This is a genomic window from Xanthomonas arboricola pv. juglandis, assembly GCF_001013475.1.
GTDB classification, from domain to species: Bacteria; Pseudomonadota; Gammaproteobacteria; order Xanthomonadales; family Xanthomonadaceae; genus Xanthomonas; species Xanthomonas arboricola.
The window spans coordinates 76,756-92,535 of the sequence record NZ_JZEF01000004.1; the positions used below are offsets into that span (position 1 = coordinate 76,756).

Annotated in this window: 12 protein-coding genes; 5 read left to right on the plus strand and 7 right to left on the minus strand. The window is 68.6% G+C overall.

From position 1 onward, the window contains the following. Window positions 1–31: 31 nt before the first annotated feature. Window positions 32–2,254 carry a primosomal protein N' gene (locus XARJCFBP2528_RS15275; RefSeq protein WP_047124857.1) on the minus strand — a complete coding sequence of 741 codons (2,223 nt, stop codon included), beginning with the start codon at window positions 2,252–2,254 and terminating at the stop codon, window positions 32–34. Between the two features lie 470 nt (window positions 2,255–2,724). Between XARJCFBP2528_RS15275 and XARJCFBP2528_RS15280 the strand changes: the two genes are divergently transcribed. The 4 genes from XARJCFBP2528_RS15280 to sppA all read left to right on the plus strand — a co-directional run bounded on the left by XARJCFBP2528_RS15280 (window position 2,725) and on the right by sppA (window position 8,075). After that, window positions 2,725–3,759 (plus strand): hypothetical protein, encoded by a 1,035-nt coding sequence (locus XARJCFBP2528_RS15280; protein ID WP_047124858.1) that lies wholly within the window; start codon window positions 2,725–2,727, stop codon window positions 3,757–3,759. Beyond that, window positions 3,746–4,348 (plus strand): DUF3106 domain-containing protein, encoded by a 603-nt coding sequence (locus tag XARJCFBP2528_RS15285; RefSeq protein WP_016903677.1) that lies wholly within the window; start codon window positions 3,746–3,748, stop codon window positions 4,346–4,348. Before XARJCFBP2528_RS15280 ends, XARJCFBP2528_RS15285 begins: the two co-directional genes overlap by 14 nt. A 364-nt stretch (window positions 4,349–4,712) precedes the next feature. Then, window positions 4,713–6,089 (plus strand): MATE family efflux transporter, encoded by a 1,377-nt coding sequence (locus XARJCFBP2528_RS15290; RefSeq protein WP_047124859.1) that lies wholly within the window; start codon window positions 4,713–4,715, stop codon window positions 6,087–6,089. A gap of 84 nt (window positions 6,090–6,173) precedes the next feature. Then, window positions 6,174–8,075, plus strand: a complete 1,902-nt coding sequence (sppA, locus tag XARJCFBP2528_RS15295) for a signal peptide peptidase SppA (RefSeq protein ID WP_039518555.1) — start codon at window positions 6,174–6,176, stop codon at window positions 8,073–8,075. Window positions 8,076–8,352: 277 nt separating this feature from the next. Here the strand turns inward: sppA and XARJCFBP2528_RS15300 are convergent, their stop codons facing one another. After that, window positions 8,353–8,568 carry a hypothetical protein gene (locus XARJCFBP2528_RS15300; protein WP_039518557.1) on the minus strand — a complete coding sequence of 72 codons (216 nt, stop codon included), beginning with the start codon at window positions 8,566–8,568 and terminating at the stop codon, window positions 8,353–8,355. A gap of 106 nt (window positions 8,569–8,674) precedes the next feature. On the opposite strand from XARJCFBP2528_RS15300, the gene XARJCFBP2528_RS15305 reads away from it, so the two are divergent. Then, on the plus strand, window positions 8,675–9,451 hold the full coding sequence (locus XARJCFBP2528_RS15305; RefSeq protein ID WP_016903673.1) for an SDR family oxidoreductase: 777 nt from the start codon (window positions 8,675–8,677) through the stop codon (window positions 9,449–9,451). Between the two features lie 277 nt (window positions 9,452–9,728). Here the strand turns inward: XARJCFBP2528_RS15305 and XARJCFBP2528_RS15310 are convergent, their stop codons facing one another. The 5 genes from XARJCFBP2528_RS15310 to XARJCFBP2528_RS15330 form a co-directional block, all read right to left on the minus strand. Next, window positions 9,729–10,421 (minus strand): hypothetical protein, encoded by a 693-nt coding sequence (locus XARJCFBP2528_RS15310; protein WP_047124860.1) that lies wholly within the window; start codon window positions 10,419–10,421, stop codon window positions 9,729–9,731. After that, on the minus strand, window positions 10,418–11,209 hold the full coding sequence (locus XARJCFBP2528_RS15315) for a hypothetical protein (protein ID WP_047124861.1): 792 nt from the start codon (window positions 11,207–11,209) through the stop codon (window positions 10,418–10,420). Before XARJCFBP2528_RS15315 ends, XARJCFBP2528_RS15310 begins: the two co-directional genes overlap by 4 nt. An 89-nt stretch (window positions 11,210–11,298) precedes the next feature. Further along, window positions 11,299–11,862, minus strand: a complete 564-nt coding sequence (gene tsaC / locus XARJCFBP2528_RS15320) for an L-threonylcarbamoyladenylate synthase type 1 TsaC (protein WP_016902512.1) — start codon at window positions 11,860–11,862, stop codon at window positions 11,299–11,301. 9 nt (window positions 11,863–11,871) lie between these two features. After that, window positions 11,872–14,355, minus strand: a complete 2,484-nt coding sequence (locus XARJCFBP2528_RS15325) for a DNA topoisomerase I (protein WP_016902511.1) — start codon at window positions 14,353–14,355, stop codon at window positions 11,872–11,874. Window positions 14,356–14,537: 182 nt separating this feature from the next. Continuing rightward, on the minus strand, window positions 14,538–15,770 hold the full coding sequence (locus XARJCFBP2528_RS15330) for an RDD family protein (RefSeq protein WP_047124862.1): 1,233 nt from the start codon (window positions 15,768–15,770) through the stop codon (window positions 14,538–14,540). Window positions 15,771–15,780: the final 10 nt, after the last annotated feature.

Below are 15,780 nucleotides of genomic sequence, written 5' to 3' on the forward strand. Positions count from 1 at the left end.
GCTGCAGCCCCCCGCGTGCGATACGCCCGCCCTAATACAGATCGATCGGATCCACATCCAGCGACCAGCGCACGCGCCGCGCCTGCGGCAGCGCATAGATCGCAGGCAGTTGCGCATCCAGCAGACGATGCAACGCCGAGCGCTGTTGCGCGGACAACAGCAACTGGGTGCGCTGGAATCCGGCGCGGCGCGGCATCGGTGCCGGCATCGGGCCGTAGCACTCCACTTCGGCAAACGCAGGCGATTGTGCGGTGCTGTCTGCCGTGGTCAGGCCGCGCACCGCCATCAGGAACTGGTTGGCCGCGGCCACGTCCTTGGCCTCGGCGCGGAACAGCGCCAGATGCGCAAACGGCGGAAATCCCGCGGCCTCGCGCTGTTGCAGTTCGGCATCGGCGAAGGCGTGGTAGCCGCCGTTGACCAGGGTCTGCAGCAGGGGATGTTCGGGGTGATGGGTCTGCAGCCAGACCTCGCCGGGGCGGTCGGCGCGCCCGGCGCGTCCGGCCACCTGGATCAGCTGCTGGGAGAGTTTTTCGGCGGCACGGAAGTCGGCCGAGAACAGGCCTTCGTCGATGCCGACCACCACCACCATGGTCAGCCGTGGCAGATCGTGGCCCTTGGCCAGGATCTGGGTGCCGACCAGGATGCCGGCATCGCTGCCCAGGCGCGCCAGCTGGGTCTCCAGCGCGTCGCGGCGCTGGGTGGTGCTGCGGTCGATGCGCACCACCGGAAACTCCGGGAACGCTTCGGTCAGGCGTTCTTCCAGCCGCTCGGTGCCGATGCCTTGCGGCTGCAGCGCCAGGCTGGCGCAGGCCGGGCAGGCCAGCGGTGCCTGCTGGCGCGCACCGCAGTGATGGCATTGCAGGCGCCGCCCGCCAGCGTGCACGGTCATCGGGGTCTGGTGCAGCGGCGTGCTGCAGCGCTGGCAGGCGGCGGTCCAGCCGCAGTCGTGGCACAGCAGCACCGGCGCATAGCCGCGGCGGTTCTTGAAGACCAGCACCTGCTCGCCGCGCGCCAGGGTGGCGCCGATACCGGCCAGCACTTCCGGCGACAGGCCGTCCTTGAGCGGGCGCTTGCGCACGTCGAGCACACGCACGCGCGGCGGACGCGCCTCGCCGGCCCGGCGCGACAGACGCAGATGCCGGTAGCGACCGGAATAGGCGTTGTGCAGGCTTTCCAGCGACGGCGTGGCGCTGCCCAGGATCACCGGCACATCCAGCGCCTTGCCGCGCACCAGCGCGAAATCGCGGGCGTGATAGCGGATGCCGTCCTGTTGCTTGTAGCTGCCGTCGTGTTCCTCGTCGATCACGATCAGCCCGGCATTGGGCAGCGGGGTGAACACCGCCGAGCGCGTGCCGACGACCAGCTTGGCTTCGCCGCGCCAGGCCGCCGCCCAGACGCGCGCCCGTTCGCCATCGGACAGCCCCGAATGCAGTGCGTGCACCGGTACGCCCAGGCGGGCGCGGAAGCGGCCCAGGGTCTGCGGGGTCAGGCCGATCTCCGGCACCAGCACCAGCGCCTGGCGGCCGGCCGCCAAGCAGTCGGCGATCGCCTGCAGGTAGACCTCGGTCTTGCCGCTGCCGGTGACGCCATCGAGCAGATAGGTGGCAAAACCACGCTGCGCACGGATGGCGTCGGCGGCGGCCTGCTGTTCGTCGTTGAGCTGCGGGCCGCTGCCGGGGCGGGGCGGGATGCTGTCGGCCGGCACCGCCACGCGCTCGGCATGGCCGCGCTTGGCCAGGCTGCGTGCGGCCTCGCGCCACTGCGGCAGCAAGGGGTCCAGCTGTTCTTCGCCCAGCGCGCCGGTCAGCAGCAGGGCGGCCAGCAAGGCGGGGCGGCTGCCGGCGCGCAGGCTGGCGGTGCCGGTGCGTCCTGCCTCGGTGAGCTGCCAGGCCCAGGCATGGGTGTCGGCCAGCGGCTCGCCGCGGCGCAACGGGCCTGGCAGGGCGCTGGACTGGGCCTCGCCCAGCGGGGCGTGGGTGTAGCGCGCCAGCCACTGCAGCGAACGCGCCAGCTCCTCGACCAGCAGCGGGGAGTCGTCGCACCAGGCCAGCGCCGGGCGCAGTCCTTCGGCGGAGGCCAACTGGCCGATCTCCACCACCACCCCGACCAGCTCGCGCGGCCCGAACGGCACCCGCACCCGGCAGCCGACCCACGCCGGGTCGGTCAGCGGCGCGTCGGCCGGAGGCAGATAGTCGAACAATTGGGGCAGCGGCACCGGCAGGGCGACGCGCAGGGTGGCGACGGTCGAAGACATCCAGCCAGTCTACCGACCCTGTCCAGTACCCGGCAGACGCCGATCGACCGCCTCCGAATCGGTGCTTCGGCTTACGACGCGTTTGTGTGACGGACGTGATAAATCCGACGTAAACCTATGTGAGGGCTAAGGAAACGGGTTTATCCACACTGCCTGTGGATAAGCCTGTGAATTAGTCTCGTGCTCCACGCTGTGAAGGCGGATTCACTAGCCTCTGCAACCTGTTGGACATTTTTTCGCCAATCGGCTTAAAGCGATAAGGATCAATCACTTAGGCGTGAAACACGAATGCAACAAAGAAAAATCAACAGTTGACAGACGCCTGCGTATCGGCATGTCTGCCGCTGTGCACAACCCGCGCGGGTGACGGCGGTCGATGGCACCGGGACGCAGCGCAGCCGGGTCGATCTGTCAAGCCATCGGCGGGGGCCGATTGCGTCGGTATCATGCCGGCCGATGCTGGAGTTCCCATGACCGTAGTCCCCGACGCCCCCGTCACCCCTGCCGCGCTGTCTGCTTTCCTGCGCGGTGTCGAACGCCGGGGTCTGGTGCTCGCACAACTGCAATGTGGCGATGGCGCGGCGGCCGAGCGGGCCCTGGCGGCGGCGTTGCGTGCGTTCAGCAGCCAGGCGGCGGGTCGCCCGATGGCCGGCTGGCCGATGCGCTTCTGGAGCCTGCTGGCAACGGCACCGGCGCTGCGGCGCGAGCCCATGCCGGGGACCTGGCTGCCGCCGTTCACCGCACTGGGGCGGATGCAGACCAGCGACCGGCTGGCGCTGCTGCTGCGTATCGTGGCCGGGCTGGAAGAAGAGCCTGCCAGCGAGGTGCAGGGCATCGAGGTGGCGGCCTATCGGCAGTCGCTGGCCCGTGCCTGCCCGCGCGATGCGGCCGGCAACCCGGATGCGCAGGCCTGGCGGGCCCTGGCCGAGGCGGCGCAGCAGGAGTTGCGCGAGCTTAGCCCGGCGCAGGTCAGCCGGCTGGCACAGCTCCGCGAGTCGGCCCTGGCCGGCATGCCGCTGCAGCCTGTCGCGGCCGCGCCTGCGGCCGCCGCCGAAGCGCGCCGCCCGGCCGCGCCGCGCAACCGTCCTGCACGCCAGTGGCAGTGGCCGCGGATCGACCGTCGCCACGCCGGCCTCGTGCTGGCCGTGCTGGCGTTGGCGCTGCTGCTCGCGGCGCTGGGCTGGTGGTGGACGCATCGCCGCCCGGCCCTGCCGCCCGAGCCGGTCTCGCAGGCCCCGGCCGGCGTGCTGCACGTCACCGATGCCGCGCCGGTGCTGGTGGAAGACCTTCCCGCCGCCGACTTGCCGGAGGCGGTGGCAAACCCCGGCCTGGATCCGCGCGACCAGGCGATGCTGGCCGACCCGGACCTGGAACTGGCGCGTTCGGCCGACTTCTACGCCTGGTATGCGGCCGGCCATCCGGTGCCGGCCGACGAATCCGGCGCGCATGCCACCGCCGCCGACCAGCCTGCCGCCACCCTGGAGACCGTCGATGACGACAATTAAGTGGTGCGGCCTGCTGGCGCTGGCTGTTGTCGGCATGTCCGCTGCGCAGACCCTGCCGGCGCCGTTGGAGGAAGGCAACGCGACTGCGCCTGCCGGCATGCCGACGCCCGCAGCCGCCACTGCCGCAACCCCGAGCGCTGCGCAGCAGCGCGCGCGCTGGGACGCATTGACGCCGGCCCAGCGGGCCGAGCTGCGCGCCCGTTATGCGGCCTGGAAAGGGCTCACCGCCACCGACCGGGTGGTATTGCGGCAGGCACGCGAGCGTCTGCATGGCTTGCCCGACGACCAGCAGCGCGCGCTGCGCACGCAGTTCACCGCGATGGATCGCCTGCATCGCGATGGCTGGCGCCTGGGCTCGCAGCTGGGTGCGTTCTATCCGCAGTTGCAGCCCCTGATCGGCTACGTGCCGCCAGCGCAGCGCGACACGCTGCTGGCGGCGCTGCGCAGCCTGGACGCCGGGCAACTGGAGCAGCTGGCGATGCTGGCACAACGCACCCCGCCGCAGGAGCGCGATGGCTTGCGCGATGCCCTGCTTGCGCAGGCGCCGGCAACGCGCAGCGCCTGGTTGAAACGCCAGCTGGCGCGCTGACCGGCAGCGGCGGGACTGCGCCGCTGCAGTACCCCTGCGCCGGCGTCGTCTTCACGCGTGCTCGCTGCCCATCACCGATACCGTGCAGCTGGGCCAGACACCGAGCCAAGAGCATGCAGGTCTGCCGGCTCCTGCGATGCGCGCGAAGCGGCGTTCGTCACGAAGGACACGGACCGCGCTGAAGCCCAGGCATCCCGTTCCGCTGACCAGCCACGCCGGCCGCTCGCCGCCGCGCATCTCCCGCCTTGCGCCTTGCCGCCGACAACCGCTGCCGGTGTCGCAAGTGCGGGTAAGATAGCGGCCCCACGCGACCCGGTGCCAGCGCCTCCCGGCACGGCCGTAGTCCGCGCAGCGATCGGTTGTCATGTCTGTCTCTCCTGTACCCACCTCCGCGACGCCGCGTTTCGGCGCGGAAGTGCGCACCACCGGCCTGCTCGCATTGCCGCTGGTGCTCGGTCACGTCTCCACCGGCCTGATCGGATTTGTCGATAACGTCATCGCCGGTCACCACGGCACCGCCACGCTGGCGGCGGTCACCATCGGCACCTCGCTGCTGTGGCTGCCGATGCTGGTGCCGATCGGCACGCTGATCTCGTTGACCGCCTCGGTCTCGCAGCTGCGCGGCGCCGGCCGCGAGCGCGAGATCGGCCCGCTGTTCCGCCAGGCCCTGTGGTTGTCGCTGGGACTGGGCGCGGTGATGTTCGCGTTCCTCAGTGCGGTGCCGCCGCTGTTGCCCACCTTCGGGATTGCGCCGGACATCGTGCCGGGCGCGACCGACTTCCTGCACGCGGTGCGCTGGGGCGGGCCGGCGCTGACGTTCTACTTCTGCATGCGCTATCTCAGCGAGGGCATGCACTGGACCCTGCCGACCATGCTGCTGGGCTTTGGCGGCCTGCTGGTGCTGGCGCCGCTGGGTTATGCGCTGACCTATGGCAAGTTCGGCTTTGCCGAGCACGGTGCGCAGGGCCTGGGCATGGCCTCGGCGGTCACCATGTGGGTGCAGGCCAGCGTGTTTGCGCTGTATCTGTGGCGCTCGCGCCGCTTCGCGCACCTGCAGTTGTTCGCCCATTTCGAAGGCCCGCGCTGGCGTGCGATCGGTGATCTGTTGCGCACCGGTCTGCCGATCGGCATCACCGTGCTGATGGAGGGCGGCCTGTTCATCGTCACCGCCTTGCTGATCGGCCGGCTCGGCTCCACCGAAGCGGCCGCGCACCAGATCGCGATCAACGTCGCGCAGCTGTGTTTCATGATTCCGATGGGTGTGGCCGAGGCGACCACCGTGCGGGTCGGGCATGCGGTCGGGCGCGGCGATCCGCTCGGCATGCGGCGCGCGGCCTGGGCCGGTTACGCCATCGTGCTGGGCACCCAGGCGCTGTCGGCCAGCGTGCTGTTGCTGGGCCACGATGCCATCGTGAGCGTCTATACCGACGATGCGGCGGTGGCCGCGCTGGCCTCGGTGCTGCTGCTGTTTGCCGCCACGTTCCAGTTCCCTGACGGCATCCAGGTGCTTTCCAGCGGCGCGCTGCGTGGGCTCAAGGACACCCGTGTGCCGATGTTCCTGGCGATGTTCTCCTACTGGGGTGTCGGCATGCCGATTGGCGCCGGGCTCGGCCTGGGGCTGGGCTGGGGGCCGCAAGGCATGTGGATCGGCCTGATTCTGGGCCTCACCGTGGCGTCGGTCCTGATGGGCTTGCGCTTCCGGCAGACCAGCCGGCGGCTGACTGCCGGCGCGACCCCCTGACTTCCAGCGCATGCCGCGCGCGCCGCGCAGCCGGTATGCTGGACACCATTGAATTGTATGCAGCGTCTTTTGACGGAGTTTTCCATGAACCACCCCGTGCGTCGCAGTCCCATCGCCAGTTTCTTCGTCGGCCTGTGGGATGTGATGAATTTCACCCGGCGCCTGATCTTCAACCTGGTGTTCTTCGGCTTCCTGTTCCTGGTGCTGCTGCTGTTTGTGGTGGCGATCGCGCGTGGCGACGGCAGCAAGCCGCTGGCCGAGCGCACCACCCTGGTGATCAACCCCGAAGGCACGCTGGTCGAGCAGTTCAGCGCCGACCCGGTGAGCCGGTCGCTGGCCAAGGCGGTCGGCGACAAGAGCGCCGAGGAAGTGCAGCTGCGCGACCTGGTGCGGGTGATCGAGGCGGCCGGCAAGGACCGCAAGATCGAGCGGGTGGTGTTGAACCTGGACAAGTTTCAGCCCGCCGGTTTCGCCTCGCAGCGCGAAGTGGCCGCGGCGTTGCAGAAGCTGCGCGCCTCCGGCAAGCAGATCGTCGCCTTCAGCGAGAGCATGAGCCAGGGCCAGTACCTGCTGGCCGCACAGGCCAACGAGGTCTATCTCGACCCGATGGGCAGCGTGCTGCTGGAAGGGCTTGGCCGTTATCGCCAGTATTTCCGCGAGGGCCTGCAGGACAAGCTCGGCGTGGACGTGCATCTGTTCCGCGTGGGCGAGTACAAGTCCGCCGCCGAGCCGTACATCCTCGATGCCGCTTCGGCCGACGCCAAGGAAGCGGACCTGTTCTGGATGAACGACGTGTGGCAGCGCTACCTGGCCGATGTCGGCAAGGCGCGCAAGCTGAGCCCGGCGCAGCTGACCGCCGGCATCGACACGCTGCCCGAGGGCGTGGCCGCCGCCGGTGGCGATCTGGCCAAGTTCGCGCTGCAGCAGAAGCTGGTCGACGGGCTCAAAACCCGCGAGGACGTCGATGCGCTGCTGACCAAGCGCGGTGTGGCCGACAGCGATGCCGACAGCGGCTTTCGCAACATCGGCTTCAACGATTATCTGAGCCAGCTGCAGGCGCAGCGTTCGCCGATGGACAGCCGTCCGCAGGTGGCCGTGGTGGTGGCCGCTGGCGAGATCAGTGGTGGCGAGCAGCCGGCCGGCCGCATCGGTGGCGAGTCCACCGCCGCGTTGCTGCGCCAGGCGCGCGACGACGACGAGGTCAAGGCGGTGGTGCTGCGCGTGGATTCGCCCGGCGGCGAAGTGTTCGCCTCCGAGCAGATCCGTCGCGAGGTGGTCGCGCTCAAGCAGGCCGGCAAGCCGGTGGTGGTGTCGATGGGCGATCTGGCCGCCTCGGGCGGTTACTGGATCAGCATGAACGCCGATCGCATCTATGCCGACCCGTCGACCATCAGTGGCTCGATCGGCATCTTCGGCATGGTGCCCAACCTGACCCGCGCGCTGGACAAGATCGGCGTGCACACCGATGGCGTGGGTACCACGCGCTTTGCCGGCGCCTTCGATATCACTCGTCCGCTGGACCCGGCCGCCGGCCAGGTGATCCAGGCGGTGATCAACAAGGGCTATGCCGACTTCACCGGCAAGGTGGCGCAGGCGCGGCATCAGTCGGTGGACGCCATCGACAAGGTCGCACGCGGCCGCGTGTGGAGCGGTGCGCAGGCCAGGCAGCATGGCCTGGTGGACGCGTTCGGCGGCATGTCCGAAGCGGTGGCCGATGCGGCCGACCGCGCCAAGTTGAGCCGCGGCAAGTTCCGCGTGCGCTATGTGGAAAAGCCGGCGACGCCGTTCTCGCAGTTCATGAGCGGATTTGCCGGCAGCCGCATGGGCGCCTGGATGCTAGGCGATTCGGGCATGGCGCGCGCACTGCTGGCGCGCTCGCTGCCGGAAGTGGACACGCAGTTGCGCTTTGTCGAAGACGCCGTGCACGACAGCAAGGCGGGCGGTACCCCGGTCAAGTCGCTGGCGTACTGCTTCTGCGGCTTCTGACGCCGCAGGTTCGCAACGTGATGGATCGACAACGCCGGCCTTGTGCCGGCGTTGTTGTATCTGCGCTCAGGCGATGCAGCAATGCGGGTGCGCCAACAGCGCAAAAATGGCAGAACGCACGGCGCCACGATCACAGGCAATCAGCCATCGGTCGAGCGACCTCACGCGTGTTTGCCGTGCGCGCAGATGCAGCGATCGCCTTGCGCTCAAGCACGTGCGCGCACGCGCAGTTGCTGCGTCGACAAAAAACGCGCGTGCTTCAGACAGCAGGCTTCGGTTACTGCGTGGCCGCATCGATCGCCTTGCGTTGATCGTCTGCGGCCTGGTCGCTTGCCGCCTGCACTGCGTGCGCCTTGTTCAACGGTTCCTGGAGGTGGTCGCGCAGGGCGGTGGCCTGCGGCTCGGGCTTCTGCTCGGTGGGCGCAGGTTGCGGCCGCTGACAGGCGCCCAGCAGCAACGTCAGGCTGATCGCAAGAATCCAATGCCGTTTCATCGTCGTGACCTCGCTCGGGGTGGCGGTATCCTAACGCCCGGGCCGCAGGCATGCGTCAAGCGCGCTGCCGCGGCCGTTTCCTGCGTTTTGAAAGAGGATCAACCACGTGACAACTCACCGTTGGCGGCTGGATGGACAGACCGCGCTCATCACCGGCGCCAGCGCCGGCATTGGCTTTGCCATCGCGCGTGAATTGCTGGCCTTCGGCGCGGATCTGCTGATGGTGGCGCGCGATGCCGATGCGCTGGCGCAGGCGCGCGACGAGTTGGCCGAGGAATTTCCCGAGCGCGAGCTGCATGGGCTGGCCGCCGATGTGGCCGACGACGAAGAGCGGCGCGCGATTCTGGATTGGGTGGAAGACCATGCCGATGGCCTGCACCTGCTGGTCAACAATGCCGGCGGCAACATCACCCGCGCGGCAATCGATTACACCGAAGACCAGTGGCGCGGCATCTTCGAAACCAATGTGTTCGCCGCTTTCGAGCTGTCGCGTTATGCGCACCCGTTGCTGACCCGCCACGCGGCCTCGGCGATCGTCAACGTCGGCAGCGTCTCCGGCATCACCCATGTGCGCAGCGGCGCGCCATACGGCATGACCAAGGCCGCGTTGCAGCAGATGACGCGCAACCTGGCGGTGGAATGGGCCGAGGACGGCATCCGCGTCAACGCGGTGGCACCGTGGTACATCCGCACCCGTCGCACCTCCGGGCCGTTGTCGGATCCGGATTACTACGAGCAGGTCATCGAGCGCACCCCGATGCGCCGCATCGGCGAACCGGAAGAAGTGGCCGCCGCCGTCGGTTTCCTCTGCCTGCCGGCAGCCAGTTACATCACCGGCGAATGCATCGCAGTGGATGGCGGCTTCCTGCGCTACGGGTTCTGACACGCCCGCGTGCGTGGTCACGCGGACAGTGCCTGTGCATGGCATCGGAAGTTGCGCAGGCAGGCGCCGACCCGTCGCTGCGCCTGCGCCTCCAGTGTCCGTCCGCCGCGTCTGCACGCAACGCAGGCGACAGTGCGGCGGGCTTGCTCGCATGCAGCTCGCTGCACCGCGCAGGTCATCCGGTGATCGCTAACGGTTGCAGTGGCTCGAAAGAATCAGCCCGGCAAACACAGCGCCGGCACACTGGCTGGCATGCGCTGCCACGCCGGTTGCAGCATCACGGCGTGGCGGACGGATTCGCGCAGCGGCTTTCGTCCAGCACCCGACGCATCTGCACGTAGCGCTGCTTGCGCTCGGCCGCTTGCGCCTCGTCGGAGAAGCGCCAGGTCGATTCGGCCTGCTCGGCACGCTGGCGCCAGGCCTCGCACAGGCTCTGGTCCGGCACCGGTGCACAGCGGTCGGTGACCACTTCGCAGGCGCTGCCGCCACCGGTTGCCGGCCCGCCCGCCAGGTTGGTGGTCTGCATCGGCAGGCAGCGCGTGGCCGGCTCGCGGTCTTCGGTGAAATAGCGCCCGTTGTCGTGCGCGGTGCATTCGAACAAGGGTGGCGGTGGCAGCGTTGATGTCGAGGTCGAGGTCGAGGTCGAGGTCGAGGTCGTGGCGGGTGGTGTCGGTGCCACCGGTGCCGGCGCCGCAGCCGGTGCGGCGGCGGGCACATCGGTCTTGGGCATGGTGGGGGGCTGCGCAGCGGGTGGATTACGCGCAGGCGATGCTGCGCCTAATCCACCCGCCGTCAACGGCACCGCGGCCGGTGCCGTCATCAGTTTCTTCTGCTGCTGCATGCCTTTCGGGCAGGGCATGTTCTGCACGGTAAGCGCGCCGCTGGAGTCGGTGCACCGGTAGATCGCCACTTCCTGCGCGCCGGCCACCGAGGCACACGCCAGCAATACCGCCCACGGCCAGCGCCTCATGCGCCGCCGCAATCGCGCTGCAGGCGCGCGTCGATACCGCGCTGTTCGCGGCTGAGATCCTGGCGCTCGCTCTGCAGGGCATTGTTGTAGCGGCGGATCAGTTCCCAGCGACGGTCGGCCAGGCGCGCGCAGACTTCCTGTTCGGGCAGGGCATGGCATTCGTCGCGGATCTGCACGTTGCCGTACGGCACGATCACCGTGCCGCCGTAGCCGCCGCCGTTGTAGCCGCCCTGATAACCGCCCTGATAACCGCCCTGATAACCGCCGCCGCCAAAGCTTGCGCTGCCGCGCAGGCTTCCTCCGCGACCGGCGCTTCCCTGCACCGGCATCGCCGGGCGTGGGCGGACCGAAATCGGCGGACGCTGGATGCCGCCGCCGCTGACCGGCGGGGCAATGCCGTTGCCCACATAGGCCGGGCCCCAGGTCGGCACCCAGCGCGGATTGCCTTCCGGGCTGTCGCTGGTATAGCGGTTGCCGTCTTCGGTGGTGCACTCGTACATCGGCTGCGGCGGCTGCACGGTGATGATGCGCACCTCGCGCGGTGGCTGCGTCGCGACGGCGGCCGGGGCGGCAACGGCGCGCTGCGGTTGCGGCGGCGGATCCTGCGGGCGCTGCAGGTCCAGCACCTGCTGGCGGCCGCTGCTGCAAGGCGCATCCTGCAAGGCGACGGTGCCGGTGCTGCTGACGCAGCGGTAGATCCGCACATTCGGATCCGGTTTGCTGGCGGTATCGGCCGCAGCGACAGGCAGCGCGGTGGCCAGCAACAGAAGGGTCAGGACGGTACGCATGGCCGCAGTGTGCGCGTCTACCCGGCTGTGGGCAAAGGGGCAAGCGGTGTCGAGGGCAAGCGCGCCGACAGGCGGCGCGTGGCGGCTGCTCAGTCGCGCAGGATCTGTCCGCTGCGGGCATCGCGGATCTGGGTCGGTTGCACCAATGCGCCCACTTCGCCATCCGTCACCCCGTCGATGCTGGCCAGCAGGGACGGGTCCAGCGCCTGGCGGCTGCGCGCGGGCGGTTCGCCGGCCAGGTTGGCGCTGGTGGACACCAACGGGCCGCCCCAGGCCGCACAGAGCGCGGCGACCAGCGGGTGTGCGCTGATGCGCACCGCCAGCCCGTCATGCGCGCCGGTGACCCAGCGCGGCGCCTGGGCGGTGATCGGCAGGATCCAGGTATGCGGGCCTGGCCAGCTGGCCAGCACCTCCTGCTTGCGGGCTGGCGCCAGCGCGTCCAGATCCACCCAGTCGTGCAGCACATCCACGCTGGCGGCGACCACGATCACGCCCTTGTCGACCGGGCGGCGTTTGATCTCCAGCAGCCGCAGCACGGCGGCCTGCTGGCGCGGGTCGCAGCCCAGCCCCCACACCGCTTCGGTGGGATAGGCGATCACGCCGCCCCGGGTCAGGGTGGCGACGGCGCTGTCCAGGCTGAGCGTGTGCTGCATGCGGCGGCCTTAGCTTGCGGCCTTGCGCGCGGTCTTCTTGACCACGCGCTTGGTGGCCTTCTTGGCAGCGGCCTTCTTGGCCGGCGCCTTCTTCGCCGCGGTCTTGGTGGCGGTCTTCTTTACCGCGGCGTCCTTGGCCTCCTTGGCCGAATCCTTCACCGCATTCTTCTTGAGCGTGGCCTTCTTGGCGCCGAAGCCCTTGCGCACCGGCTTGCCGGTGTCGGCCAGCAGCTGCTGCACTTCCTCGAACGTCAGCGACGCCGGCTCGCGATCCTTGGGAATCTTGCCATTGAGCTTGCCATCGCTGATGTACGGGCCGAAGCGGCCGTTGAGCACCTGGATGTCGCTGCCTTCGAAGTCCTTGATCACGCGGTTGCGCGCGATCTCTTCCTTCTCCTCGATCAGGAACACCGCGCGCGCCAGATCGATGGTGTACGGGTCGTCTTCCTTCTTCAGCGAGGCATAGACGCTGCCGCGGCGTGCGAACGGGCCGAAGCGGCCGATGCCGACGCTGACGTCCTGGTCCTTGTCCTGGCCCAGTGCGCGCGGCATCTTGAACAGCTCCAATGCGTCTTCGATGGAGATCGAATAGATGCTCTGGCCCGGCCGCAGCGAGGCGAAAGTCGGCTTTTCCTCGTCTTCGACGGTGCCGATCTGCACCATCGGGCCGAACCGGCCGATGCGCGCGCTGACTTCCTTGCCGCTGACCGGGTCGGTGCCCAGCACGCGCACGCTGCCGGCGTCGGTCTTGTCCAGCGAATCCTTCTTGTCCTCGACCAGTTCCTTGAACGGGCCCCAGAACTTCTCCATCAGCGGGATCCACTCTTCCTCGCCACGCGAGACCGCATCCAGGTCGTCTTCGAGCTTGGCGGTGAAGTCGTAATCCACGTAACGGGTGAAGTGCCCGGACAGGAACTTGGACACGGCGCGGCCCACGTCGGTGGGACGGAAGCTGCGGCCTTCCATTTCCACGTACTTGCGGAACTGCAGGGTCTGGATGATCGAGGCGTAAGTGGACGGCCGGCCGATGCCGTATTCCTCCAGTGCCTTGACCAGCGCCGCTTCGGTGAAGCGCGGCGGCGGCTGGGTGAAATGCTGGTCGGTGACGATGCGGTCCAGCGGGATGTTGTCGCCGGCCTTCATCAGCGGCAGCTTGCGGCCTTCGTCCTCGTCCTCGCTGCTCTTGGTGTCCTTGCCTTCCTCATAAACCGCCAGGAAGCCGGGCACCACCACGGTGGTGCCGCTGGCGCGGAACACGTGCTCGCTGCCGGCCGACAGATCGACGCTGACGGTGTTGAGCGTGGCCGGGATCATCTGGCAGGCCACGGCGCGGCGCCAGATCAACTCGTACAGGCGGCGCTCGTCGTCGGACAAAAAGCGCGCCACCTGCGCCGGGGTGCGCAGCGCCGAGGTCGGACGTACCGCCTCATGCGCTTCCTGCGCGTTCTTGGATTTGGTGGTGTAGGCGTTGGGCTGGTCCGGCAACGAGGCGGTGCCGAAATCGCGCGCGATCACATCGCGGATTTCCGACAGCGCGTCCTGCGACAGGTTCACCGAGTCGGTACGCATATAGCTGATCAGACCGACCGAGCCTTCGTCGCCCAGCGCCACGCCTTCGTACAACTTCTGCGCCACCTGCATGGTCTTGCGGGTGGTGAAGCCGAGCTTGCGCGAAGCTTCCTGCTGCAGCGTGGAGGTGGTGAACGGCGGGGCAGGGCGACGCTTGCGCTCCTTGCTGGCCACATCGGTGACATGCAGCACGCCTTGCGCGGCCTGCTGGATGCGTAGCCGCGCCGCTTCGGCGGTGTCGCCGTCGGTGACGGTGAACTGCTCGAACTTCTGCCCGTCCAGCTTGATCAGGCGCGCATTGAACGGCTGCGACGGATGCCGGCAATGCGCATCGATGGACCAGTACTCGCGCGCGATGAAGGCTTCGATCTCTTCTTCGCGCTCGACGATCATGCGCAGCGCCGGCGACTGCACCCGGCCAGCCGACAGGCCGCGCTGCACCTTGCGCCACAGCACCGGCGACAGGTTGAAGCCGACCAGATAGTCGAGCGCGCGACGGGCCTGCTGCGCATCGACCAGATCGGCCGCGATCGCGCGCGGCTTGAGCATGGCTTCCTTGATCGCACGCGGGGTGATCTCGGTGAACACCACCCGCTGCATCGTCTTGTTCTTGAGCAGCCCGCGCTCTTTCAGGATCTCGGCGATGTGCCAGCTGATCGCCTCGCCCTCGCGGTCCGGGTCGGTGGCCAGATAGATGTCGTCGGCGCCCTTGGCCGCGCGCGCAATGGCTTCGACATGCTTCTCGTTCTTTTCGATCAGGTCGTAGCGCATTGCGAAGCCGTTGTCCGGATCGACCGCGCCTTCCTTGGGAACGAGATCGCGCACGTGCCCATACGAGGCCAGGACGGTGAAGTCCTTGCCGAGGTATTTATTGATCGTCTTGGCCTTGGCAGGCGATTCGACGATGAGCAGGTGCTTGGGCATGGTGGCGAATTCTTTGGGCAGAGCCCGGGGGGCGGGTAGCGTGGCCTAATTGGCCGGTGGAGGGAAGCAGATCGACCGTTTCCCACAGGTCAACGCCCGGGAAACGAGCCCGGGCGTTCAGTTCTCTTATTAGAAAGATCACGGCGGACGCCGCCGTGTCAAGCGGCCAGGGCCGCCAACTGCTAGCTCTGGCTCATTCCGATGGCGGCCAGCATGAAGCCCACCACCACCACCGAGATCACCAGCAGCACCGCATAAATGGCCAGCACCACGATGGTGACCGTGTCCAGACCCCTGGATTGCCGCTCCGGGTGATCCGTAAACGCCCAGCGGTCCACCACCAGGGTGTCGCAGACCTTGTCGTGCGGAGCCTGCTTGCGCGCGGTCATGCCGGCCATGAACGCGGCCACGACCACGCCGATGCCCAGGGTGAGCACGCTGATCAGCATGTAGGCCAGGTAACGCAGCACATTGCGCCAGAAACCGACCCGGCCGCCATTGCTGTCGGCGCGCACCAGCTTGATGCCGCAGGCGAGCTTGCCCAGGCTGGCCTGGTGCCGGCTGGACTGCATCCAGGCGAAATACAGCGTCGGGATCGCCAGGCCGATGCCGTAGGACATCACCAGGATGGCGATGCTGAGCGCGCTGCCGTCGTCCAGCGCCGAGCCGGAATCGCCCCGGCTGGTTGCCAACGCCACGACGAACACCAACGGGATCACGATCAGGTACACCGCAAAGCTGGTGATCAGGCTGTCCAGGATGCTGGCGGCCACGCGCCGCCACAGGCCGGCGTAGACAACCGGGGCATCGCGTAATGCGACGCTTGCCGTGGGCGCGGCGACGGAATCCCAGGCGCTTGGAAGCGGCGCGCCGGCGGGTGGTTGCGACGCGGCATGCGCGGGTGTTGCAGGCGCGTGCGAGGTGTTGGCCAGGAGCGGGCTCGATGCGGCCGGAGTTGCCGCAGGGTCTGCCGACGTGGTGGACCACGCCGCTGGATCTGTCAGCGCAGCCTGCCCGCTCGGCGGACGCTGCAGGTGGTCGGCTACGGGAGGGTGATCGGCAAGCCCAAAGTCGGTCTGCCCGAGTGCAGCGTCTGCCGCCGGGCTGGCAAAGGGCGCATCTGCAGCAGGCGTGTGATCCACCGCGACGCTGGTCGGGTGAACCGTCGCCTGCGACTCATTGTGCGCAACGTTCACCGGCACATCTCCGACGCTCGGCGCGGCGGGCGCTGGCACGGCGGTGTCGATCCGCAACTCGGCCGCGACCTCGCCAAGTGCCACCCACTGCGGAAAGCCTTCGCGCCAGACCAGGCTGGATGCATTGATCAAGCCTTCCGACAGGCGCGCGCGAAGCGTGTCCGTGTCCACCGGCCCCTGGCGCTCGCGTTGTGCGTCGGCGTAATACCACTGCGTCATTGAAGTCCCC

Coding starts and splice junctions, on each gene's coding strand:
- XARJCFBP2528_RS15275 (WP_047124857.1), bottom strand. CDS start 2,254: ATGTCTTCGACCGTCGCCACCCTGCGCGTCGCCCTGCCGGTGCCGCTG.
- tsaC (WP_016902512.1), bottom strand. CDS start 11,862: ATGCAGCACACGCTCAGCCTGGACAGCGCCGTCGCCACCCTGACCCGG.
- XARJCFBP2528_RS15285 (WP_016903677.1), top strand. CDS start 3,746: ATGACGACAATTAAGTGGTGCGGCCTGCTGGCGCTGGCTGTTGTCGGC.
- XARJCFBP2528_RS15315 (WP_047124861.1), bottom strand. CDS start 11,209: ATGCGTACCGTCCTGACCCTTCTGTTGCTGGCCACCGCGCTGCCTGTC.
- XARJCFBP2528_RS15280 (WP_047124858.1), top strand. CDS start 2,725: ATGACCGTAGTCCCCGACGCCCCCGTCACCCCTGCCGCGCTGTCTGCT.
- sppA (WP_039518555.1), top strand. CDS start 6,174: ATGAACCACCCCGTGCGTCGCAGTCCCATCGCCAGTTTCTTCGTCGGC.
- XARJCFBP2528_RS15290 (WP_047124859.1), top strand. CDS start 4,713: ATGTCTGTCTCTCCTGTACCCACCTCCGCGACGCCGCGTTTCGGCGCG.
- XARJCFBP2528_RS15325 (WP_016902511.1), bottom strand. CDS start 14,355: ATGCCCAAGCACCTGCTCATCGTCGAATCGCCTGCCAAGGCCAAGACG.
- XARJCFBP2528_RS15330 (WP_047124862.1), bottom strand. CDS start 15,770: ATGACGCAGTGGTATTACGCCGACGCACAACGCGAGCGCCAGGGGCCG.
- XARJCFBP2528_RS15300 (WP_039518557.1), bottom strand. CDS start 8,568: ATGAAACGGCATTGGATTCTTGCGATCAGCCTGACGTTGCTGCTGGGC.
- XARJCFBP2528_RS15310 (WP_047124860.1), bottom strand. CDS start 10,421: ATGAGGCGCTGGCCGTGGGCGGTATTGCTGGCGTGTGCCTCGGTGGCC.